Raw genomic sequence first — 22,232 nt, 5'->3', positions numbered from 1 at the left:
CGCGCATCTGCGCGGCCTTCGCTCGAAACGCCCAGCACGCGCGTTCGCGGCGCGGACAGACCGGCCTCAGCTCGCCAGGCCCAGGGCTTCGTCCCGGGCTTCGCGAACACCGGCGTTGGCCGCCGCGCGATTGACGACAAGCGCGGTCGGCACCGAGCCGAACCCGGACAGATCGGCCCGCGCCTTGGCGATGGCGACCGAGTTGGCGGCGCCTTCACGAACCACCAGGATCACGAGATCGGCGTGGGCCGCCAGCGCCACCGCCTCAGACCGCATGGCAAGCGATGAGGCGTCAACGATGATCAGGCCGAAATCGGCGCGAATGTCATCAGGCGGATATGGAGGTGCCTTGCTGCTGGCCCCCAGCAGCTCGACGACCGACGGCAGATCGGCCCGGATCATTCCGGAGCCTTGCGCCGGCACCGCATCGATGCGTCCGGATTCCATCTCGATCAGGACGCAGAGCGTGCCGCTCTTGACCGCCGACCGGTTGAGCGACCGCGCGACGGTGCTGCCGCCCGCGCCGGCCTCGACCGACAGCAGCAGCGCCACCTTGCCGTGCGGTCCCGGAAGCTGCTCGATGTTCTCGATCAGCAATTGAAGATACGCGCTGAGATCTGGCTCGACCGCCGTGGCAATCGGCGTCTGCCACACGCTCCTGACGGCATCCGGCGACACCATGTTGGGAATGCGCGCCAGCACCGGCAACCCCGGCGGCAGCGCGGGTGGCGGCACCGGCGCCTCGGCGCGGCGAGGCACCGGGATCGTCCTGATCGGGACCTGGGTCAGACCAGGCATGGCGACAATCGCGGTCGACGACAGCAGCGAGACGATCGCAAGCGCGACGAGCAGCAGCGAAAGTGGCGGAAGCGTCGAGCGCAACGGCGGCGTCGCGGGCGATGCGATCTTGGTCTGCGAGCTTTGCAGGCCGCGCTGCTCGTCCGTCGTCTTGTAGCGTGAGAGGAACTGCTCGTAGATGTTCTTGTTGGCGTCGGCATCGCGCTGCAAGTCCTGCAACTTGACGAGCGACTGACCGTCGACCAGGATTTGCTGCTCGACCGCCTTCAACTGGTCTTCGAGAGCCTTCTGCTGATCGCGCTGCGCTTCGTATTCCGACTTCGCGGTATCGATGTTCTTCTTCCGCTCGATGTCGATCTGCCGATTGAGGTCGCTGAGCTGGCTGAGCGCCATCACGAGGTCGGGATGACGGTCGCCGAGCACCCCGCGCTTCTGCGCGATCTGGTCATTGAGCGCGGAGCGCTGGGCGCGCAGCGTGCTCAGCAGGTCCTGCTTGATCGGCCCGTCGACATTCGCCTTGAGGTCGCGCTGCGACTGCTCGTAACGGGCCTTGGCCTCCTCGCTGCGGGCGCGCGCCGCGGCGACCTGCTGCGTCAGATCGGTGACGCGCAATTGTTGCGTGGTTGCATCCTTGCCGGCATTGACGATCCGGTGCTCGAGCTTGAACCTGGCGACGGCATCTTCCGATGAGCGCAGCCGGTCGTTCAACGCCTTGAGCCGGCTCTTCAGCCAGTCGGCGGCTTCGTCGGTTGCCACGGTGCGGGTGCCGCGCTGGCTGGCGACGAACGCCTCGGCAACCGCGTTGGCGTAGTACGCTGCGCGTTGCGGATTGTTGGACGTGAAGGTGATGGCGATGACATAGGTCAATCCGCGCCGGGAGATATCGAGCCGCTTGCGGAACCGGTCGAGCAGGCGCGTGGCATCGGTCCCGCCTCCCGAGATGTCGTTGTCCTCGGCGACCTTGAGCTGATCCATCAGCGGCCCGAGGAAGCCGTCGGATTTGGCGATCTCGACATAGCTCTGCAATGCCGCGGCATCCTGCCCGATGCCCGGCAGCACATCCTGATCGGTCGTGACGCGCAATTCACGCGGGTCGACCACGACCAGAGCGGTGGCGGCGTAACGCGCCGGGATCAACATCAACACGATGACGCCGATCGCGAAGATGACTGCGGCAAGCATCAGGATGCGCTGGCCGTTCTCGCGAAGAAAGGCGATCACGCCTGGGACGCTCAGCACGCCCTTGGTGATGGCTGTGGAGGATTGGCCGGCCGGCACGCCGGCAGATTCCCACGACGCTGCGGGTTCCGTGGCTTCGGAACGTCTCGGGCCTGCGCGGCGACCGAACTTCATGGGCTTTGACTCAAATTCAACTGACGGCACAGTCCAGCGCCTGCGCCAACGTAAATATCTATGGTTAATCTGCGGTTACCCTTCTGTTGCGCCGCCGTAACCAATTAGTTAACGAGCAGGTTGTACCGTGTCGCCGAGACAACGGCTCCTGTCTGCCGGCAATGTTCGATCGCACTAAATGAGCAATAACCTCAATACGCGCCACACGGTGTACGAGCGCTCGTCGCGTGATAAGCACGCGCACAAAAATGAAGGAGGCGAATCCACTCCTTCAACGGGTGAGGAGTCCGTGCTCCATTACAGGCCAAGCACAGAATTGCGCGAGGCACCGACCGCATCGCGCGAGAGCAAGCCGAAGCTGCGCGTCGTCCTGGTGCAGACCCAGGCCGAGAATGCCGGCGCGCAGGAGATATCACGGCTGCTCGGCAGCGGACTTACCGCGCGCGGCTATGACGTCGCCAACCTGTTCTTCTTCCGCAAATCGGATTCCTTCGACGAGCCGCCCAACACGTTCTATTGCGCGCCGAGCCGCCCGGGAAACCCGCTGGCGTTGTTGCGGATGCTGCGGATGCTCGCCGGTCACCTCAGGACCATCCGGCCCGATGTCGTCCTGACCTTTCAGCACTTCGGCAATGTGATCGGCGGCGGCGTGTCGCGTCTCGTCTGCCGCGCTCCAGTCATCGCCAACCAGGTGTCCTCGGCGCTGTCGATGAGCCTGCCGGTGCGCGCCGCCGACATCGTCATGGGCTCGACCGGCTTCTTCCAGTGCATCACGCTGAATTCGCGGGACATGGAACGTGAATACGCCCGCTATCCCGCGCCCTATCGGGCGCGGATGAAGCACGTCCCGCACGGCTTCGACGACAAGTCGCACAGCCTGCCGAAAGACGTTGCGCGGCAACAATTCAAGCTGCCGACGGGGCGTACCCTGCTCGGCTGCGCGGCGCGGCTGCACCCGCACAAGCGGCTCGATGCCGCAATCCGCCTGCTGGCTGCCGACCCATCCTGGCACCTCGCGCTGGCTGGCCAGGGCGCCGACGAGGAACGGCTCAGGGCGTTGGCGAACGAGCTTGATGTCATGGACCGGCTCCATTTCATCGGCGAGATTCCGCCGCGCCAGATGGCCGACTTCCTGGCCTGCCTCGATGTGTTCGTATTCCCCACTCAGGCGGAAACCTTTGGCCTCGCCGCCGTCGAAGCCGCCAGCGCCGGCATTCCCTGCGTGGTCAACGATCTCCCCGTGCTGCGCGAGGTGCTGTCCTGCCAGGGGCAACCCGCGGCGGTGTTCGTCGACGCTGCCGACGAGGCCGAGTTCTCGGCCGCGGTGTCGAAAGTCCTGACAGATCATTCGTTGAGCGACCGGCTGCGGCAAAGCGCCGTGGGTCTCAAGTCGCGCTATTCATTGGATGCCATGATAGAGGAATACGTCCGCATTCTCGGCAATGCCGTGGGAGTGGACGCGCACTAGGAAGTTGGGCTGGACATGATTATCGAGTTTCGCTGCGATCGGGAGCAGGCGCGGCTCTGGATGTGCCGTGAGTCGCTACGCGTCAACGATCAGGATATTCCCGTTCAGATCGCCTGGACCACGACGCCGACGCCGCGACCCGCAGGCCTCGACATGCTGTTCGAACTCGAACGCATCGTCCTGCGCAAGGGCAAGACCGGCGGCGCCGACAGGCTGACACAGGTTCCGCAGCGGCCTCGCGCAGGTAACCCCGACGTGGTGGTCGACTTCACCGATGCGCAGCGCGATCCGAAGTGCTCGGCCAGACTGTATCTTCGTCCACGGTTCAACGGACATGCGGGAGAAGGCGCCGCGCTGGCGGCGGTGCTCGCCGGCGACCTGCCGGTGATCGAAATCGTCAATGAGCTCGACGGCGCGGTGATGGACCGCGGCCATCCTTCCGCGGAAATCGCGGCCGGCCTGAGCGGCGGGCTCGACGCGGTCATGGTCCGCACGCTGTCCATGTTGCCGCCAATCCTGTCAGGAGCGCCACGACTGGTGCCGCAGCTCGCTGCTCCGGTGAGCGACGGCACTGCACGAAATCCCGCGCCTTTTGTCTTGCACGGCCTGGCGACTTCGATCGCGAAGGAGATCTATCGGCTGTGCTGCTACGCGCCGCATTGGCACGTCGGCTGGCGCTACGCCGGGAATGCGGACGTCTGGCGCAGCGGCGACCTGTCCGGACCGACCTGGAACGTGCTCGGCGATCCCGGACATCGTTTCTATGCCGATCCCTTTCCGGTGAAGTGGCAGGGCAGAACGTTCGTCTTCTTCGAGGATCTCGACCATCGGGTCGGCAAGGGCATCATTTCCGCGATCGAATTCGACGGCAACGGCCCGGTCGGCAAGGCGTTGCCGGTGCTCGAAGAGCCCTGGCACCTGTCCTATCCGTTCCTGATCGAGGACAATGGCGAGCTTTGGATGATCCCGGAGAGCACCGCGCATCGCGACGTTCCGCTCTACAAATGCATCCGCTTTCCGGACAAGTGGGAGCGGCACTCGACGCTGCTTTCCGGGCTCGAACTGGCCGACGTGACCATCACGCGGCACAACGGCCTGCATTACATGTTCGGCGCCTGGCGCGACGGCACCGGCGGATACTCCGACACGCTGGCGATCTACCATGCCGACCGGCTGCTCGGGCCGTGGCAGCCGCATGCGAGCAATCCCGTCCTGCTGGATCGCGCGACGACGCGGCCGGCCGGAAACTTCGTCACCATCAATGGAAAACTGTGGCGACCGGTGCAGGATTGCAGCAACGGATACGGCGCGGCACTCGGACTTGCCGAAGTGCTCGAACTGTCGCCGACGACCTACAGGCAGGCCGTCCGCCACCTGCTCAAGCCCGGGCCGCTGTGGACCGGCCGCAAGCTGCACACGCTCAACCGCTGCGGCCAGCTCGAGGTGATCGACGGATCGCGGGTTCAACCGAAGACCACGGCCTTCCTGGCCAGCCTTCGCTCGAACGACCGGCGATCACAATGGGACTGGCACAGCGCGCTGGCGAAGCCGATCGCACGACGGCTCCACTAGCGCGCCTCATAAGTCGGCTCAGTTCGCGTCGGCGCTCAACACGCCGCCGAACTGCTCCCATGAGCTCCCGGTCCAGCGTTGCAGTTGGAGCTGGGTGTAGGCCATGCTGTTGTCGGGTCCGGTGTTGATCGTGATGCCCGGCATCAAGGTTGGAAGCACCAGCCCCTTGATGTTGCGCGCCTGCTTGACGATGTTCTCGCGCGACAGGTCGTCGCCGCACTGCTTGAGGACCTGTTCCAGGATCTGGCCCTGCTGGGTGCCGAACAGGTAGTTGTTGTCGCCGATGTCGGCGCCGGGAAGATATTTCTCGAAATGCGCGCGATACCACTTCATGCCGGGATCGTCGGCCCACCTCTTGTCGTTCGGATCCTTGGTGATGGTCGCCACCACGACGCCCACCGCCTTGTCGGCGCCGGCAGGCACGATGGTCGCAGAGACCGAGCTCGACACGTAGTTGACGATGGTGAGCGGCGTCCAGCCGATCTCGCTCGCCTTCTTGATCGCCTGCGCGGCGAATTTCGGCGTGCCGGCGATCAGGAACGCCTGAGCGCCGGACGCCTTCAGCGTCACCACGCGGGATTCGATGGTGGGCTCGGTGACCTCATAGGGCGAGGTCACCACCTTCTTGTCGAAATCCGCCTTCAGCGTGTCCTTGAACGCCGCGACGAAATCGCGGCCGAGATCGTCGTTCTGGTAGAGGATCGCGATCTTCGCATCGGGCGCCGTCTGCGCGATGTATTTCGCGTAGATCTTTCCTTCGGTGCTGTAGCTCGGCAATCCCGTGGTGGTCTGCGGAAACTCGTTGAAATTCGCAAACTTGGTCACGCCGCTGACGACGAACAGATGCGGCACTTTCTTGGCGTTGACGTATTTGATGGTCGCGCCGATGCCGGGCGTTCCGAGCGGGCCGAACAGGAATGCCACCTCGTCGCTCTCGATCAGCTTCCGGGTCTGCTCGACGGCCTTGGGCGGTGAATAAGCGTCATCGTAGGTGATGAGGTTGATCTTGCGGCCATTGATGCCGCCCCGGTCGTTGATGGAATGGACGTAGGCAATCAGGCCCTTGCCGGTATTGCTGAGCGGAGATGCCGGGCCGCTGAACGGGAACGTCGCCCCGATCTTGATTTCGGATTCGGACACGCCGGGCGTCTCGGCGCTCACTGGAGCACCGGCAAACGCCGCAAACATCGCGATGGAAACAGCAAACTTCCTCAACAGCATTACACTCCCCCGAGTTCTTTTTGAATTGACCGTCACTTGCAACCGACGCGTGGACTACCAGACCTCACCGAACGGCCTGATCTCGACATTGAACGACCACGCGCTGCGATCCTGATGGACGACGTGCCAGACCTCGTCGGCGATCGCCCGTGGCTTGATGAAGAAGTCGTCCGGCCGCTCCGGCCAGCGCTTCCGCGTCCACTCCAGATCGATCACCGCGTCGATCACGACATAGGCAACGTGCACGCCCTGCGGCCCGAGATCGCGGGCCATCGCCTCGGCAAGGATCCGCTGCGCCGCCTTGGTCGGCGCGAACCCCGCAAAGCCGGCCTTGCCGCGTAAGGCCGACGTGTTGCCGGAGGCGACGATGGCGCCCTTGCCGGCGCTGACCATCGCCGGGACAAATCGCCTTGCCAGATACAACAAGCCCATCGTGTTGACCTGGAAGTTACGATTGAGAATCTGCGGATCGATCTCGCGGAAGGTGCCGAATGCCCCGCCGACCGCGTTGTGGATCACGACCTCAGGACTGCCGAGATCGCGCTCCACGGCGGAAGCCACCGTCTCGACGTCAGCGGGATCGGACACGTCGCATCGATAGGCTTTTGCACCGGGCAACTGCCTTTCGAGCGCGGCGAGCCGTTCCTCGTTCCGGGCGAGCAGCGCGACGCGATAGCCGCCTTCAGCGAACCTTCTGGCGAGCGCCGAACCAGTGCCGGGGCCGACACCGGATATCAGACAGACGGGTGCGGTCATGCGATCACTCCTCCGCGTTAGAGCCAGCAGGTGTCATGGTTAGGCCGCAGCCTTCGACCGCAGCTTCTCGACGTAAGGCTTGAGGTCCGGCGCAAAATGCGCGTGCGCGACCAGCTGGGCAAAATGGGCGAACATCAGCGGATACCCATCCTGCACCCCGGGATGTAGGATCCTGGTCAATCCCTGTTTGTCCAATTGCTCGCTCCGCCCGTACTCGTTCATGAACAGCGCGAGCTCGGCGGCAAAGCAGATGTCGGCAATCGAGATGCCGTCCCCGACCAGCGTCTCGCGCCGGGACGACAGCGCCTGCTCGATCCCGGACGCATAGATCGCGAACGCATCCCTGGCGCGGGCATGAATCGCCGCGTCGACCGTACCGCCCGACAGCGCGAGCAGATAGATCTGCGAATCCCGCGCGAACACCAGGCTGACATCGAGAAAGCTGTCGATCCTGGATGCCTCATAGGCGTCGCGCCCGTAGAGCGGGAACTTGCCTTCTCCGAGCCGCGCCACCGCACGCATGATGCTGTTGGATTCGAATATTCCGACCTCGCCGTCAGGTCCGAACGCCGCCGGCACGTTGCCGAATGGCTGCGCCGCCATGAAGGCATCGGTCTTGAACAGCTGCGCACCGGTCAGGCCGACCCGTCCGGTCCGCGCCAGCGACGACAGCGCGGTGCGTTCCTGCTCGGTCAGGGGATGGGCATCGTAGTCCCACAGCCAATCGCGCAATTCCTTGCCCGAGGCGCCCCTGACCTCGACGTCGACGCCGCAGAACCGCGCGGCGATGGTGGCCTTCCAGACCCGCGGGTTCGGCAGATAGGAGAAGATGCGCAAGGCGGCCATGATGGCGGCTCCGGGTGCTGTTATCTCAGGCGGCGAGCTTCAAGATCTTGACGACGTCAGCGGGCTCGCGGATCGGTTGCGGGTTGGCGCGCGTGAAGATCGACAGCATCGCGTTCCGACCGATCAACTCGAAGCGATCTTCGCCAACGCCGACATCGGCGAGCCGGCGCGGCAGGCCGAGCTCCGCGATGAAGCCTGCGAACGCCTCGCCGGCGTCGCGCCCCGGCGCGCCGAGCGCGGCGGCGATCGCTTGCTGGGCCTTTTCCGTCGCGGGGTGGTTGTAGCGCAGCACGCTCGGCATCATCACTGCCGTGCAGAAATAGTGCGGGACGTCGCAGGTGCCGCCGAGCACATGGCCGATGGCGTGGCTGGCGCCCATCGGCACCCGCGACTGCAATCCGAACGCGGATAGCCACGAGCCGAGTTGGCAATTCAGCCGCGCCGCCTCATCATCGGGATTGGCCTTGGTGCGCAGCAAGCCGTCGCGCAGATAGCGCAGCCCCTGCTGGCACACCGCATCGACCAGCACGTTCGGCCGGCTGGAGCAGATCGCCTCGATGCCATGGTCCATCGCGCGCGTGCCGGAGCCGAGCCAGAGCTTCTCCGGGGTATACTTCGTGATCGCTGGATCGAGGATGATGCTGCGCGGCATCATCATCGGATGGTTGAAGATCTGCTTCAGCTTGCGGCTGGTGTCGGTCACCAGCGCGCCGGAATTGTATTCGCCGCCCGACAGCGTGCTGGGGATCGCTATCATCCGGACCTTCGGTGTCCGGAATGGCCCGAACCGGCGCTCCGGCGTGGTCTCGAAGCCGTCGAGCCCGGCCGGCGCGAAGATCTCATTCTCCATGCACATCAGCACGATCTTCGCCGCGTCAACCACCGAGCCGCCTCCGATCGCGACCACGAGGTCTGCCTTGACCTCGCTGGCCTGCCAGGCGATCTGGGTCACCACGTCCCTGGTCGTGTGCTGCGGCACGCCGTCGAAAGTGGCGGCATGACGATCGCCGAGACTTTTGCGGATCTTCTCGATCTCGTCGGTCGTGGTGTTCAGCGTCCGGCTGGCGATCAGGTAGACGCGCCTCGCGTCCAGCCGCTCGGCCTCCTCGCGCAGCGCCTCGGCTGCGGGCTTACCGTAGATCACGGATTCCATGGTGGGGTATTGATGGCTGCCGGCGACGTGCATGCTTTCGCTCCCTCGATGGTTCCGTGCGTTACGTCGCCGGTCAGGCCGACAGCTTGGAAAAATCCGGCTGGCGCCGCTCCGCGAAGGCAGCAAACGCCTCACGCGCCTCGGGCGTGGTCAGCCTTTCCTTGAACAGCACGCCTTCCTCGGCGATCTGCGCCGCGATCCGCTGCTGCTCGCGCATCAGCGCCTTGGTCATGCTGAGCGAGCCGGCCGGCCGTTTGGTCAGCGCGATCGCCGCGTCATGCGCCTTCTTGCGGAGATCCGCTTGCGGCACCACGGCGTTGGCGAGACCGGAGGCCAGCGCGCCCTGCGCATCCATCGGCTCGCCGAGCGCGAACATCGCGTAGGCCCGCGCGTGCCCGATCCGCAGCGGCAGCAGCCAGCTCGACGCCGCCTCCGGCACCAGCGCCAGATTGACGAACGGCGTGATCAACCGGGCATTCTCGGCGAGATAGACCAGGTCGCAATGCAGCAGCATGGTGGTGCCGACGCCGACCGCATTGCCCTGCACCGCCGCGACCAACGGCTTGCCGACCTTGCTGATGGTTTCGATGAAGCGATGCGCCGGACTATCGACCGCGCTCTCACCGCGTGCCTGGCTCGCGAAGTCGGCCAGGTCGTTGCCGGCGGTGAAGCTGTCGCCATCGCCCTGGAACAGGATCACGCGTACGGACGGATCCGCCTCGGCCTGCTTCAGCGCGCTCGACATCGCGTCATACATGGCGCCGGTCAGCGCATTCTTCTTCTCGGGCCGCCGCAAGGTCAGCGTCATCACCCCTGCAGCGATCTCGACCTCGACATGCTCGGTCATGGCATTCTCCCTCAGGCGACCGCGCGGGCCGGCTTGGCGTCGAACTTGCCGTCGAGGAAGCCGGTCAGGCGCTGCCGGATGATCGTCTCGGCCTCGGACATGATGCGGTCGATCAATTCCTTGACGGTCGGGATGTCATGGATCAGGCCGACCACCATGCCGCAGCTCCAGGCGCCGGCATCCATCTCGCCATCGATCATCACCTTCGGGTAGACGCCGGCGACCTGCTCGTGGATGTCCTCGATCTTCAGCGTCTTGCCCTTCTCGCGCTCGATCTCGAGCAATTCGTCGACGCCCTTGTTCTTCAGCACCCGCTCGGTGTTGCGCAGCGCGCGCATCACCAGCCTTGTGTCGAGCTCGTCGGCATCGAGCAGCGCCTGCTTCACGTTGGGATGAACCGGCGCTTCCTTGGTTGCGATGAAGCGGGTGCCCATGTTCATGCCGGCCGCGCCCATCGACAGCGCCGCCACCAGGCTGCGCGCATCCGCCATGCCGCCGGAGGCGACGAACGGGATCGTCAGTTCGTCCGCCGCGCGCGGCAGCAGGATCATGTTCGGGATGTCGTCCTCGCCGGGATGGCCGCCGCACTCGAAGCCATCGACGCTGACCGCATCGCAGCCGATCTTCTCGGCTTTCAGCGAATGCCGCACCGAGGTGCATTTGTGGATCACCTTAATGCCGGCGGCCTTCAGCGCCGGCATGTACTGCTCGGGGCTGCGGCCCGCGGTCTCCACCGCCTTGACGTCGCCCTCGCGGATCGCGGCGATGTATTCCGGATAGGGCGGCGCGGTGAAGCTCGGCAGGAAGGTGAGGTTGACGCCGATCGGCTTGTCCGTCATGTCACGGCAGCGCGCGATCTCCTTGGCCAGCAATTCCGGCGTCCGCTGGGTCAGGCCGGTGATGATGCCGAGGCCGCCGGCATTGGAGACCGCCGCCGCCATCTCGGCAAAGCCGACATAATGCATGCCGCCCTGGATGATCGGATGCTGGATACCGAACAGTTCAGTGATTGCTGTCTTCACAAGTCTCTCCCGCGTTTCCGATCAATTGATGATTTCGAACAGGCCGGCCGCGCCCATGCCGCCGCCGATGCACATGGTCACCACGCCGTATTTGGCCTTGCGCCGGCGGCCCTCGATCAGGAGGTGGCCGGTGAGCCGCGCGCCGGTCATGCCATAGGGGTGACCGATCGCGATCGAGCCGCCATTGACGTTCAGCCTGTCCGGGTCGATGCCGAGCTTGTCGCGGCAATAGATCACCTGCACCGCGTAGGCTTCGTTGAGTTCCCAGAGATCGATGTCGTCGATCTTGAGGTTGTGCCGCTTCAGTAACCGTGGGATCGCGGCGACCGGGCCGACGCCCATCTCGTCCGGCTCGACGCCGGCGGCGACGAAGCCGCGGAAGATGCCGAGCGGCTTCAAGCCTTTCTGCGCGGCTCTCTTGTCGCTCATGATCACGCAGGCGGAAGCACCGTCGGAGAGCTGGCTGGCATTGCCGGCGCTGATGGTCTTGCCCTCGAACACCGGCTTGATCTTGGCGAGGCCGTCCGCCGTGGTGTCCGGCCGGGGGCCTTCGTCCTTCGCCAGCGTCACCTGCTGAAAGCTGATGTCCTTGGTGTCCTTGTTGACGACGGCCATTTTCGTCGTGATCGGCACGATCTCGTCGTTGAAGCGGCCGCCCTGCAACGCGACGCCGACGCGGCGCTGGCACTCCAGGCTGTACTCGTCCTGCTTGTCGCGGCCGATCCCATAGCGCTCGGCGACGACCTCGGCCGTCTCCAGCATCGACATGTACATCTCCGGCTTCATCGCCATCAGCTCGTCGTCGACGGCGTGGAACCGGTTCATGTGCTCGTTCTGCACCAGGCTGATCGATTCGATGCCGCCACCGATCGCGATCTCGACGCCATCGAGCATCACCGAGCGCGCGGCGACCGCGATCGCCTGCAAGCCGGAGGCGCATTGCCGGTCGATGGTGGTGCCGGCGACCGTAACAGGAAGCCCCGCGCGGATCGCGCCCTTGCGGGCGACGTTCATCACCATGGTGCCCTGCTGCATGGCGCAGCCCATCACCACGTCCTCGACTTCGCCCGGCGCGATGCCAGCGCGTTTCACCGCCTCCGCCATCACATGACCGGCCAGGGTCGGGCCGTCGGTGTTGTTGAGTGCGCCGCGATAGGCCTTGCCGACGCCGGTGCGCGCCGTGGAAACGATCACTGCATCTGGTGACATGCTTGCCTCTCTGGCTTTAAGCGGCCGCGTCGAGCTGCGCATAGCGCAGCACGTGATAGGCGGGATCGCCGAACTGGATGTTGATGGAGGAAATCCGCTTGAAGTAGTGGCCGACATTGAGCTCGTCGGTCATGCCCATGCCGCCGTGGAGCTGCACGGCCTGATCGGCGACGAACTTGCCGGCATAGCCGATCTTGGATTTTGCGCCCGACGCCAGCCGGGACAGGCCGGCTTCACCCTCGTTCAAGCTGAGCGACAGATGCTGCATCAAGGACAGCGCCTCCTGATGCGCGATGAACATGTCGACCATCCGGTGCTGCAACACCTGGAAGCTGCCGATCGTGGTGCCGAACTGCTTGCGCGTCTTGGAATACTCCAGGGTCGCCGCGTTCAGCTCGCCGATCGCACCGACCGCCTCGGCACACAGCGCGCCGATCGCGCGGTCGCGGCAGGCTTCGAGCGCGGCCACGCCCTCGCCTTCCCTGCCGAGCAATTCCGCGCGAACGCCGCGCAGGCTGATCTCGGCCGCGCGGCGGCCGTCGATGGTCTTGAAGCTTTGCAGATCGAGATTGGCGGCGCGGCGATCGACCACGAACAGGCTGACACCACCGCGATCGTGGCGATGGCCCGAGGTGCGCGCGGAGACGATGAGATAGTCCGCCCAGGGCGCGGTCAGCACCGCAGTCTTCTCGCCGGTGAGCAAGTAGCCATCGCCGTCGCGGCGCGCTGTGGTGGTAACGGTCGCGAGATCGAACCGCGAGCCCCGCTCGGTCCAGGCCAGCGCCCAGAGCTTCGTTCCCGAGATGATCTCGGGGATGAAGGCCTGCTGCTGCACTTCGGAGCCGACCTGCTCGATCAGGCCGCCGGCCGCGACGATTGTCTCGACGAACGGCTCGACCACGAGGTGGCGACCGAACTCCTGCATGATGATCATGGTCGCTAGCGGTCCGCCGCCTAGTCCACCTGCGGCTTCCGAGAACGGCGCCGCGAGCAGGCCGAGCTCGGCGAATTCAGACCATTGCTTGCGGCCAAGACCTTCCTCGCCCGCAACGATCTTGCGGCGGGCGTCGAAATCATACTGGTCGCGCAGCAGCCGCTGGACGCTGGACCGCAACAATTCCTGCTCTTCCGTGAACTGGATATCCATCCGATCCTCTCGTTGCGCTGCTGCCAGAGCGTGACGCGATGCAAGTTCTTCGTTTGGGCGTCGCGCCCTAGAGCCCGAGCACCGCCTTGGCGATGATGTTGCGCTGGATCTCGTTCGATCCGCCGTAGATCGAGAGCTTGCGCGAGTTGAGGTACTTCTCCGATGCCGTATGGCCGTAGTCCGGGCCCGGCATGAAGTGGTTGGCGCTGACCGGATGCTCGCGGATCGCCAGGCCGTAATTGCCGATCGCGCGGTGCGTCAGTTCGGTGATGTTCTGGAAGATCTCGGTGCCGCGGATCTTGAACAGCGATGCCGCGGGGCCGGGATCGATGCCGCGCGCCATCTGGGCGACGACGCGCAACTCGGTCGCCTCCAGCGCCAGCACGTCGAGTTCGACGCGGGCGATGTCGCGGATGAATTCCAGATGGGCCGGATCGTCTTCCGGGATCTCGGCTTTCACGATCTTCTTCAGCCGATCGATGTAACGGGTCGAGCGGCCGATCCCGGCCATGCTGGTGCGCTCATTGCCGAGCAGGAACTTGGCGTAGGTCCAGCCCTTGTTCTCCTCGCCGATCAGGTTTTCGACGGGGACGCGGACGTTCTCCAGGAAAACGTCGTTAACCTCGTGCGAGCCGTCGATGGTGATGATCGGACGCACGGTGACACCGGGCGATTTCATGTCGATCAGCAGGAACGAGATGCCGGATTGCGGCTTCGCCGTCGGATCGGTCCGCACCAGGCAGAAGATCCAGTCGGCATGCTGCGCCAGAGTGGTCCAGGTCTTGTGGCCGTTGACGATATAGTGGTCGCCATCGCGTACCGCCTTGGTGCGAACGGTGGCGAGATCGGAACCGGAGCCCGGCTCCGAATAGCCCTGGCACCACCAGTCCTCGCCGGAGAGAATCCGCGGCAAGAACTTCGTCTTCTGCGCCGCGTTGCCGAAGGTGTAGATGACAGGGCCGACCATGGTGACGCTGAACGCCAGCGGCGGCATCGTGCCGGCGCGCGTCGTCTCCTGCTCGAAGATGAAGCGGCGGGTGATCGACCAGCCCGGGCCACCATATTCCTTCGGCCAGAGCGGCGCGATCCAGCCCTTGCGGTGCAGGATTCTATGCCACAGCAGCATCTGCTCCTTGGAGAGATCGGTCTCCGGATTGGCGACGCGCATCTCCACCGGATAATTGTCCTTGATGAACGCGCGAACCTCGTCGCGAAACGCCGCATCCTCAGGGGATAGCGCGAGCTCCATCGGACCTGCTCCCTACCACTTCTCGCCGAAGGGCCGGATTTCGAGTTCGAAGGTCCAGGCACTCTTCGGCTGCTGGTACAGTTGCCAATAGGACGAGGCGACCGAAGCCGGCGGCATCAAGAGATCGGGGTTGTCGAGCGCCTCCTTGCCCCAAAGCTGTTCCCGCCGCTCCCGCACCCAGGCTGTGTCGACGCCGGAGTCGATGATGAGATGCGCGACATGGATGTTCTTCGGGCCCAGTTCGCGCGCCATCGCCTGTGCCACTGCGCGCAGGCCGAACTTGGCGCTGGCGAAGGCGGCAAAACCGCTGCCGCCACGCAGCGAGGCGGTCGCGCCAGTGAAGAAGATGTTGCCCTCGCCGCGCGGCAGCATCAGCCGCGCCGCCTCGCGTCCGGCCAGGAATCCGGAATAGCAGGCCATCTCCCAGACCTTGCGGAACACACGCTCGGTGGTCTCGAGGATCGGGAAATTGACGTTGGCGCCGATGTTGAAGATGCAGACTTCCAGCGGCGCATGCTTGTCGGCATCGTTGAGGAAGGAGATGATCTCCTCCTCCTTGCGCGCATCGAGCGAGCGCGCATGAATCTCGCCACCGGCGGCCTCGATCTCCTTGACCAGTGGCGCCAGCTTGTCGCCATTGCGGCGACCGGCGAAGATCGTGAAGCCCTCGGCGGCGAACTTCTTGGCGATCTCACCGCCGATGTAATCACCGGCACCAATGACGGCGACCGTCTTGTTTCTCTTCTGCATGGTGTTTCTCCGGTCTTTTGCTTGAGTGGATGGTTCTACGGACGATGCGTCAGCTTTGGCCGCGCAGCGATTCCGCCAGCTTGTGTTTCAGGAGCTTGCCCGTCGATGTCGCGGGCAGCGCGTCCATCAGGATAATCTCCGACGGCCGCTTGTACGAGGTCAGTTGCGGGGCAACATGGGCCATCAGGTCCTGCGCCGTCGCCGTCGATCCCTTGATCAGCTGCACGAAGGCGACGACTTCCTCGTTGCCCTCGACCGACCGCCCGACCACGGCGCACTGCACAACGGCGTCATGCGTGCTCAGCACGGCCTCGATCTCGGCCGGATAGACGTTGAACCCGGAGCGGATGATCATCTCCTTGGTTCTTCCGACGATATAGAGCACGTCATCCTCGAAGCGCGCCAGATCACCGGTGTTGAACCAGCCGTCGGGGTCGATCGCCTTGGCGGTCAGATCGGGTGCGCGGTAGTAGCCGCGCATCACATTCGGGCCGCGAACATGCAACTCGCCGACTTCGCCTGATGCAACCGGCTTGAGGTCGCGGCCGACCAGCTTCGCCTCGAGGCCCGGCATCACGGCGCCGACCGCATGGTCGGCCCGCGGGTTGTCGGGCCGGACGCCGGAGATGCCCGGCGAGCATTCGGTGATGCCGTAACCATTGAGCAGCGGCAGGCCCAGCTCCTGCTCGACCCGGGACTTGAGCTCGAGGTCGAGCGGCGCGCCGGCCACCGAAATCACCCGCAAGCGGCCGCGATCGAGCTTCGCCAGGCCGGCATTGCGCCGATATTCGAGCAGGCGCTGATAGGTCGCAGGCACACCGTTCAGGATGGTGATGCCCTCTTCCGCCATCGCGTTGACCAGCGCGGCCGGATCGTATTTCGCGACCAGACGCACGGTGGCACCGACCATCAGGGTCATGGTCAGCAACGAGATGCCGACGATGTGCGAGATCGGCAGCACGCAGTACTGCACGTCATCTGCCGTCATCTTGCGGAACGCCGCGGTGCCGCGGGCGCTGAACAGCAGGTTGCGGTGGGTCAGCATCACGCCCTTCGGCGCGCCCGTGGTGCCCGACGTGTAGATGAGGACCCCGACTTGGCTTGCGCCGTCGGCCTCGACCGGCTCGGCCACCGTGGCCAGATTCAGGCCGGTGACCGCGATGCCGCGGAGCGGACCGACGTCTTGGATGGCAGCCTCATAACGCGCGGCATGCGCGGCCGCCTCCTGCGACACGTCGGCGGTCAGCAGCACGCGGCGGGCGCCGCTGTGATCCCTGATCTGGTCGAGCTCGCGCGGCGACAGCCGCGGATTGACCACGATCGACCAGACATCGAGCCGGCTTGCCGCCAGCAGCAGGCAGGCGAGCGGAATCGAATTCTCGCTCACGATCATCATGCGGTCGCCGGCGCGGATGCCGAGCGCCTGCAATGCGGCTGCGACGCGATCGACCGCCTGATCGAGCTCCCGATAAGTCAGCCGCATCTTGTCGTCGATCAGCGCCGGATGATTTGGCGTCGCCACGACATGATGATTGATCACCTCATGGATGCGGTTCGGCAAGCCTTCCACGCTTCCTTCGGCAAACTCGGTCAACGCCTGCACTGAAACCTCCCTGTCGCAGCCCTTCGGGCCTGATTTGTTGGCTTGAGGAATCTCCCGCTCAGGCGGTCTTGCGCTGCCCCGCGGCCAACTGAGCCACGATCTCGTCCTCGACTTCTCGCAAGCGATCCTTGCCGAAGAATATCTCGTCGCCGACAAAGAAGGTCGGCGAGCCGAACGAGCCACGCGCCACGGCGTTGCTGGTGTTGTCGATCAGCTTCTTCTTCACCTCGTCCTGCTGGGCGCGGGCGATGATCCGATCGATGTCGAGACCTGAAGACAGGAAGGCTTCGCGAAACACCTGCGGATCATCCATTTTCTTGGGCTCGGACCACATGTGGTGATAGGCGGCGCGGAAATAGGGCTCGAACAGTCCCTCGAAATCGGCGGCGACGACGCCGCGCATCAACATCAACGTGTTGACCGGGAAGAACGGGTTCGACTTGAAGGTCGTGATGTTGTGGCGGCGCAGGAAACGCTCGGTCTCGAGCGCATTGTATTCCGGCTTGTTCTTGATCCCGCGCAGAGACTCGCCGGGCGACATGTTTCCGGTCGCCTTGTAGACGCCGCCGAGCAGCACCGGGACGTAATCGAACTTCACGCCGGTGCGCTTTTCGATGCCCGGCAGCGCGAGTTCGGCGAGATAGGCGTTCGGACTTCCGAAATCGAAGTGGAATTCGACCTTGAGCGGAGCAGCCATGGAACGCCTTCCCTTCGATTGGCAGCAATCGTCCGTCACTGCCGGTTGATCGTGGCCGAGACCATAAGTTCTATTTTAGAACTGTCAATATGATATTTGTCATGCAATGGCTTGGATATAGCCCTGTGAAAGGCATCCTATTGAAACGACGTCAGTTCTGTTTTAGAATTTTGTTGGTTCTGCCGTTGCAGACTGCTGGAGACGCCGATGAAATGGGATGCCCTCGAGGAGGAGCCGTGCTCGCTGGCCCGCACCGTGGCGGTGATCGGCGACCGCTGGAGCCTGTTGATCCTGCGCGAATGTTTCCTGCGCATCCGCAGGTTCGACGACTTCCAGGCGTCGCTCGGGATCACCCGGCATCTGCTCGCCGACCGGCTGAAGAAGCTGGTGCGATTCGGCGTGCTGCGCAAGATTCCCTATCAGGACGCGCCGAAGCGCTACGAATACATCCTGACCCAGAAGGGGCTCGACCTCTATCCGATCATCATGTCGATCGTGCACTGGGGCAACGTCCACATGGTCGACGCGCGCGGCCGGCCGCTGCTGCACGAACACAAGACCTGCGGGAAGATGTTCGATCCCGTCATGGTCTGCTCGGAATGCGGCGAGCCGCTCAGCGCCAAGCACGTCCATGTGCATCCGGGCCCCGGCGCCCGGCGATCGTCGCCGCTGCACGCCAGCGCGCGGGAGCGCACCAAGCGAGCCGCTGAGTCCGGTTAGACAATCGCTTGGAGAATCGCCGCCCCACGCGGCCGGTGGCTATTTGACCAGCGTGGCGCCGGTCTCCGGGTGCCGCAACCAATCTAGCAGCGCCTCGTGGAAGCGTGCCGGCGCCTGGATCTGCGGCGAATGGCCGAGGTCGGGGAATTCGATCAGCTGCGCATGCGGAATCCGCTTGGCGGCCGCCTTGCCCAGCACCGGATAGTTGCCGAGCGTCTTGCGGATCTCCGGCGGCGCGGTGTCCTTGGCGATCGCCGTGGTGTCCTTGTCGCCGACAAACAGCAGCGTCGGCGGCTTGATCTGCTCGAATTCGTAGAACACCGGCTGGGTCGCGATCATGTCGTAGAGCCGCGCCGAACTCGACGCCACGGCGGCGCGGCCCTCTCCGCGATACATCCCGGCCAGCATCTGCACCCACACCTCGTAGGACGGATCCCAGGTGTCGGCGTAATAGGTGGCGCGCTCATAGGCGCGGATGCTGTCCGCGGTGACGCGCGTCTCGCGCTGCATCCAGCCGTCGAGGCTGAGCCATGGCACGCCCTTGGCCTTCCAGTCCTCGAGGCCGATCGGATCGACCAGCACCAGGCGGTCGGTGGCGTCCGGATACATCAGGGCGTAGCGCATCGCCAGCATGCCGCCGGTCGAGTGGCCGACCATGATCGAATGCTCGATCCCGAGCGAGGCGAGCAGCGCGCGGCTGTTGCCGGCAAGCTGCTGGAAGGTGAACTGATAGCGTTCCGGCTTCGAGGATTTGCAGAAGCCGATCTGGTCCATCGCGATCACGCGATAGCCGGCGCCGCTGAGCGCCTTGATGGTGCCGTCCCAGGTCGCGGCACAGAAATTCTTGCCATGCAGCAGCACTGCGGTCTGGCCATTGGCCGCCGCGGGCTTGACGTCGAGATAGGCCATCTCGAGCTCCTGCCCCTGCGAGCTGAAGCGATAATGTTGCACCGGATAGGGATAGTCGAAGCCCTGCAATTCCGGTCCATAGGCCGGTTCGGCGGCGGTCTGCGCCGAAGCGTTGGACGCGCCAAGCGCGATGGTCGCAGCGGCGGTAAGATGAATCAGGGTTCTCAGGTGCATCTCAGCGGGTCCGATCTCAGGGCGATCCGACGATGCGGTAGCTCAACGGCCGGGCGCCATCCAGCGCCGTCAGATGATTTGTTCGTGATCAGCCGTAGTCCCGCTATTCGGGATCGAAGGCGCGGATCGGCGGCAGATTGCCGTTGAAACGCTCGACCTGCACCGTCGTGAGCTGACCGGTGCAGCCCTGCGCGAAGGATGACGTCCCGATGTCACGCGTCAGCACGTTCGGATTGCCGTGGACACATAGCGGCGCCTCGTCCTCGGGGTCCATCGGGTCGTACCAGGCACCGGTCGGCAACTGGACCACGCCAGGCGCGATGCCGTCGGTGACATGCACGGCGGCGAGGCAAGCCCCACGCGCATTGAACAGCCGGATGATGTCGCCGTCCGCAATGCCGCGCGCCGCGGCATCGCGCGGGTTCATGCGCGCGACCTCGCGGCCGCGGTGCTTGGCCTCCAGCGAATGGCCGCCGAAATCGAGCTGGCTGTGCAGACGTGTCACCGGCTGATTGGCAACCAGAAAACACGGCGAGCCCGGCGTCGGCGTGTCGGTCTTCTCGAGCCACACCGGATGGCCCGGACAATCGGCATCGCCATGATCCGATATCTTCTGCGAGAAGATCTCGATGCGGCCGCTCGGCGTCGGCAGCGGCCGCGCCACGGGGTCCTCGCGGAAGCGGCGCAGCGAGCCGCCGTCGTCGAGATGTTGCGGCACGACCAGGCTGCCGCGCTCCCAGAACTCCTCGAAGCTCGGCGACTCGGCTCCGCGCGCGGCCAGCGCCTTGCGGGTCGGCTCGTAGAGACGTTCGAGCCATTCGCGCGACGTGCGCCCCTCGGTGAAGGGCTCGCGGGCCCCGAGCCGCTCGGCGAGGTCGGCGAAGATGTCGTAGTCGTCTCGCGCGAGCCCGAACGGCTCGGCGATCCGGTGCATCGCGACCATCAGCGGATCGTTGGTGGAATAGCCGATGTCCTCGCGCTCCAGCGTCATCGTCGCAGGCAGCACGATGTCGGCATGCCGCGCCGTGGCGGTCCAGGCGAGCTCATGCACCACCAGCGTGTCGAGCCGCGCAAACGCCTTGCGCAGCCGGTTGAGATCCTGGTGATGGTGGAACGGATTGCCGCCGGCCCAATAGACCAGGCGGATATCCGGATAAGTCCGCGTCTCGCCATTGTAGCGATAGCTGGTGCCGGGATTGAGCAGCATGTCGGCGATGCGCGCCACCGGGATGAAGTCGGCGACGCCGTTGCGGCCTTGCCCAAGCGTCGGCCCCGGCACGGCATTGACGCGGCGGCCGTAATAGCCGATCGCGCCGAGCGAATAGGCGTAACCTCCGCCGGGCAGGCCGATCTGGCCGAGCGCCGCCGCCAGCACCATGCCCATCCACACCGGCTGCTCGCCATGCTCGGCGCGCTGCAACGAATGCGAGACGGTGATCAGCGCGCGCCGCCCGGCGAGCCGGCGGGCGAGCGCCTTGATCGCGCCGGCGTCGATGCCGCAGATCGCTGCGGCCCATTCCGCGCTCTTCGGCTGCCGATCGCTTTCGCCGGTCAGATAGCGCAGGAACACCGGCCAGCCCTCGGTATAGCGATCGAGGAACGCCTGATCATGCAGGCCTTCGCCGACCAGGGTGTGGACGATACCGAGCATCAGCGCGGTGTCGGTGCCGGGCATTGCCGTGATCCATTCGGCGCCGGCCTCGACCGGCAGATCGTCGCGCAGCGGGCTGACCAGGATGAACTGGCAGCCGCGCCGTTGCGCCGCTTCCATTGCGCCGCGTTCAATGTGCTTGCTGATCGAGCCGCCGGCGACCATCGAGTTCTTCAGCGCCATGCCGCCGAACGCCAGCACGATGTCGGTTTCACCGGCGATCTGCTCCCAGGTGACGTTGCGCTTGGTGATGTCCTCGTAACCGGCGAGGATCTGCGGCAGCAGCACCGACGACGCGCCGGACGAATAGGTGTTCACCGAACGGACATAGCCGCCGAGTGCGATGTTGAGGAAGCGATGCACCTGGCTCTGCGCGTGATGGAAGCGGCCGGCGCTCGACCAGCCATAGGAGCCGCCGAACACCGCGCCGGGCCCGACCGTGTCGCGAACCCGTGAAAGCTCACCGCCCAGGAGATCGAGCGCCTTCTCCCAGCTGACCGGGACGAATTCATCGCGGCCGCGGCGATCATCGGGCCCCGGACCGCGCTCGAGCCAGCCGCGGCGGATCGCCGGCTGGGCAATACGCGCCTGATGACGCAGTGCGCCGGGGAAATTGTTGACGATGCCGTTCGGGTCGGGATCGCCGGCATAGGGCCGGACTTCGAGACCGTCCTTGCCGAGACGCGCCGAAAACACGCCCCAATGCGAGGTGTGCGGCTTGAAACCATCGGACAGATCGAGCCCGGGATCGGGATAGCCAATGGTTTCGCTCATTCAGGGCATCCTTCGAAACAGGCTGTCGAGCCCGTCAGAAATATGTCGCCAGTATAACGATCCACTCCCGGATGTCTGTCGATTCAGGGTTGTCGGAGATGCAGGACGCCTTGCAAGCGTCCGAGGGTCCGAATCCGATCTCCGTCAAATTGAAGGCCGCGATGCACGATTGCGTTGTGCCGCCGTCTTTCTCGCACTGGACTTGAATACGAAGCAGACGGAAGCAAGCGGAGATCGCGCTCAAGACAATATCCGCAGCGGAATACCACTGGATATAATTTCCCGCGAATAATGTGCCCCCGATAATTGATTC

General features: G+C 64.8%; 18 protein-coding genes. 3 read left to right on the top strand and 15 right to left on the bottom strand.

The window, feature by feature from the left end; all coding sequences use genetic code 11:
• Positions 1-66: 66 nt before the first annotated feature.
• Positions 67-2,151 carry a GumC family protein gene (locus B2W55_RS30825; protein ID WP_024583874.1) on the bottom strand — a complete coding sequence of 695 codons (2,085 nt, stop codon included), beginning with the start codon at positions 2,149-2,151 and terminating at the stop codon, positions 67-69.
• Between the two features lie 289 nt (positions 2,152-2,440).
• Here B2W55_RS30825 and B2W55_RS30820 point away from each other — a divergent pair, with 289 nt between their 5' ends.
• Positions 2,441-3,619, top strand: a complete 1,179-nt coding sequence (locus B2W55_RS30820) for a glycosyltransferase family 4 protein (protein ID WP_024583875.1) — start codon at positions 2,441-2,443, stop codon at positions 3,617-3,619.
• Between the two features lie 15 nt (positions 3,620-3,634).
• Positions 3,635-5,191, top strand: a complete 1,557-nt coding sequence (locus B2W55_RS30815) for a glucosamine inositolphosphorylceramide transferase family protein (protein WP_024583876.1) — start codon at positions 3,635-3,637, stop codon at positions 5,189-5,191.
• Positions 5,192-5,209: 18 nt separating this feature from the next.
• Here the strand turns inward: B2W55_RS30815 and B2W55_RS30810 are convergent, their stop codons facing one another.
• The 12 genes from B2W55_RS30810 to B2W55_RS30755 all read right to left on the bottom strand — a co-directional run bounded on the left by B2W55_RS30810 (position 5,210) and on the right by B2W55_RS30755 (position 17,691).
• Entirely contained in the window at positions 5,210-6,412 is a 1,203-nt protein-coding gene (locus B2W55_RS30810; protein ID WP_024583877.1) for an ABC transporter substrate-binding protein, read from the bottom strand.
• A gap of 54 nt (positions 6,413-6,466) precedes the next feature.
• Positions 6,467-7,168, bottom strand: coding sequence for an SDR family NAD(P)-dependent oxidoreductase (locus B2W55_RS30805; RefSeq protein WP_024583878.1), 702 nt, complete (start codon positions 7,166-7,168; stop codon positions 6,467-6,469).
• A 39-nt stretch (positions 7,169-7,207) separates the two neighbouring features.
• A complete protein-coding gene (locus B2W55_RS30800; RefSeq protein ID WP_024583879.1) occupies positions 7,208-8,014 on the bottom strand; it encodes a glutathione S-transferase family protein in 807 nt (268 codons plus the stop codon).
• Between the two features lie 25 nt (positions 8,015-8,039).
• A complete protein-coding gene (locus tag B2W55_RS30795; RefSeq protein ID WP_024583880.1) occupies positions 8,040-9,200 on the bottom strand; it encodes an iron-containing alcohol dehydrogenase in 1,161 nt (386 codons plus the stop codon).
• A gap of 40 nt (positions 9,201-9,240) precedes the next feature.
• Positions 9,241-10,014, bottom strand: a complete 774-nt coding sequence (locus B2W55_RS30790; RefSeq protein WP_024583881.1) for an enoyl-CoA hydratase-related protein — start codon at positions 10,012-10,014, stop codon at positions 9,241-9,243.
• Between the two features lie 11 nt (positions 10,015-10,025).
• Positions 10,026-11,036, bottom strand: coding sequence for an NAD(P)H-dependent flavin oxidoreductase (locus B2W55_RS30785; RefSeq protein ID WP_024583882.1), 1,011 nt, complete (start codon positions 11,034-11,036; stop codon positions 10,026-10,028).
• 21 nt (positions 11,037-11,057) lie between these two features.
• Positions 11,058-12,245, bottom strand: coding sequence for an acetyl-CoA C-acyltransferase (locus tag B2W55_RS30780; protein WP_024583883.1), 1,188 nt, complete (start codon positions 12,243-12,245; stop codon positions 11,058-11,060).
• Positions 12,246-12,261: 16 nt separating this feature from the next.
• The gene (locus B2W55_RS30775; RefSeq protein WP_024583884.1) at positions 12,262-13,392 is read right to left on the bottom strand and encodes an acyl-CoA dehydrogenase family protein; all 1,131 of its coding nucleotides are present in this window, start codon (positions 13,390-13,392) and stop codon (positions 12,262-12,264) included.
• 67 nt (positions 13,393-13,459) lie between these two features.
• Entirely contained in the window at positions 13,460-14,641 is a 1,182-nt protein-coding gene (locus B2W55_RS30770; protein WP_024583885.1) for an acyl-CoA dehydrogenase family protein, read from the bottom strand.
• Positions 14,642-14,653: 12 nt separating this feature from the next.
• Positions 14,654-15,391 carry an SDR family oxidoreductase gene (locus B2W55_RS30765; RefSeq protein ID WP_024583886.1) on the bottom strand — a complete coding sequence of 246 codons (738 nt, stop codon included), beginning with the start codon at positions 15,389-15,391 and terminating at the stop codon, positions 14,654-14,656.
• A 49-nt stretch (positions 15,392-15,440) separates the two neighbouring features.
• Complete coding sequence (locus tag B2W55_RS30760) at positions 15,441-16,994, bottom strand: class I adenylate-forming enzyme family protein (protein WP_024583887.1); 1,554 nt, start codon at positions 16,992-16,994, stop codon at positions 15,441-15,443.
• Between the two features lie 58 nt (positions 16,995-17,052).
• The gene (locus B2W55_RS30755) at positions 17,053-17,691 is read right to left on the bottom strand and encodes a 2-hydroxychromene-2-carboxylate isomerase (protein ID WP_024583888.1); all 639 of its coding nucleotides are present in this window, start codon (positions 17,689-17,691) and stop codon (positions 17,053-17,055) included.
• 207 nt (positions 17,692-17,898) lie between these two features.
• Here B2W55_RS30755 and B2W55_RS30750 point away from each other — a divergent pair, with 207 nt between their 5' ends.
• On the top strand, positions 17,899-18,411 hold the full coding sequence (locus B2W55_RS30750; RefSeq protein WP_024583889.1) for a winged helix-turn-helix transcriptional regulator: 513 nt from the start codon (positions 17,899-17,901) through the stop codon (positions 18,409-18,411).
• 39 nt (positions 18,412-18,450) lie between these two features.
• On the opposite strand, the gene B2W55_RS30745 is transcribed toward B2W55_RS30750, so the two are convergent.
• Together B2W55_RS30745 and B2W55_RS30740 are read right to left on the bottom strand one after the other, a co-directional pair.
• Positions 18,451-19,494, bottom strand: a complete 1,044-nt coding sequence (locus B2W55_RS30745; RefSeq protein ID WP_024583890.1) for an alpha/beta fold hydrolase — start codon at positions 19,492-19,494, stop codon at positions 18,451-18,453.
• Positions 19,495-19,597: 103 nt separating this feature from the next.
• Positions 19,598-21,919 carry a molybdopterin guanine dinucleotide-containing S/N-oxide reductase gene (locus B2W55_RS30740; protein ID WP_024583891.1) on the bottom strand — a complete coding sequence of 774 codons (2,322 nt, stop codon included), beginning with the start codon at positions 21,917-21,919 and terminating at the stop codon, positions 19,598-19,600.
• Positions 21,920-22,232 lie beyond the last annotated feature (313 nt).

The sequence above is a fragment of the Bradyrhizobium sp. UBA2491 genome (assembly GCF_002341725.1).
Taxonomy (GTDB): domain Bacteria; phylum Pseudomonadota; class Alphaproteobacteria; order Rhizobiales; family Xanthobacteraceae; genus Bradyrhizobium.
This window is presented reverse-complemented; position numbering and strand designations above follow the sequence as displayed.

Bases quoted from the DNA above. Each gene is read 5' to 3' on its own strand.
- B2W55_RS30825 (WP_024583874.1), bottom strand. From the start codon at position 2,151: ATGAAGTTCGGTCGCCGCGCAGGCCCGAGACGTTCCGAAGCCACGGAA.
- B2W55_RS30815 (WP_024583876.1), top strand. From the start codon at position 3,635: ATGATTATCGAGTTTCGCTGCGATCGGGAGCAGGCGCGGCTCTGGATG.
- B2W55_RS30810 (WP_024583877.1), bottom strand. From the start codon at position 6,412: ATGCTGTTGAGGAAGTTTGCTGTTTCCATCGCGATGTTTGCGGCGTTT.
- B2W55_RS30805 (WP_024583878.1), bottom strand. From the start codon at position 7,168: ATGACCGCACCCGTCTGTCTGATATCCGGTGTCGGCCCCGGCACTGGT.
- B2W55_RS30800 (WP_024583879.1), bottom strand. From the start codon at position 8,014: ATGGCCGCCTTGCGCATCTTCTCCTATCTGCCGAACCCGCGGGTCTGG.
- B2W55_RS30795 (WP_024583880.1), bottom strand. From the start codon at position 9,200: ATGCACGTCGCCGGCAGCCATCAATACCCCACCATGGAATCCGTGATC.
- B2W55_RS30790 (WP_024583881.1), bottom strand. From the start codon at position 10,014: ATGACCGAGCATGTCGAGGTCGAGATCGCTGCAGGGGTGATGACGCTG.
- B2W55_RS30780 (WP_024583883.1), bottom strand. From the start codon at position 12,245: ATGTCACCAGATGCAGTGATCGTTTCCACGGCGCGCACCGGCGTCGGC.
- B2W55_RS30775 (WP_024583884.1), bottom strand. From the start codon at position 13,392: ATGGATATCCAGTTCACGGAAGAGCAGGAATTGTTGCGGTCCAGCGTC.
- B2W55_RS30770 (WP_024583885.1), bottom strand. From the start codon at position 14,641: ATGGAGCTCGCGCTATCCCCTGAGGATGCGGCGTTTCGCGACGAGGTT.
- B2W55_RS30765 (WP_024583886.1), bottom strand. From the start codon at position 15,391: ATGCAGAAGAGAAACAAGACGGTCGCCGTCATTGGTGCCGGTGATTAC.
- B2W55_RS30755 (WP_024583888.1), bottom strand. From the start codon at position 17,691: ATGGCTGCTCCGCTCAAGGTCGAATTCCACTTCGATTTCGGAAGTCCG.
- B2W55_RS30750 (WP_024583889.1), top strand. From the start codon at position 17,899: ATGAAATGGGATGCCCTCGAGGAGGAGCCGTGCTCGCTGGCCCGCACC.
- B2W55_RS30745 (WP_024583890.1), bottom strand. From the start codon at position 19,494: ATGCACCTGAGAACCCTGATTCATCTTACCGCCGCTGCGACCATCGCG.
- B2W55_RS30740 (WP_024583891.1), bottom strand. From the start codon at position 21,919: ATGAGCGAAACCATTGGCTATCCCGATCCCGGGCTCGATCTGTCCGAT.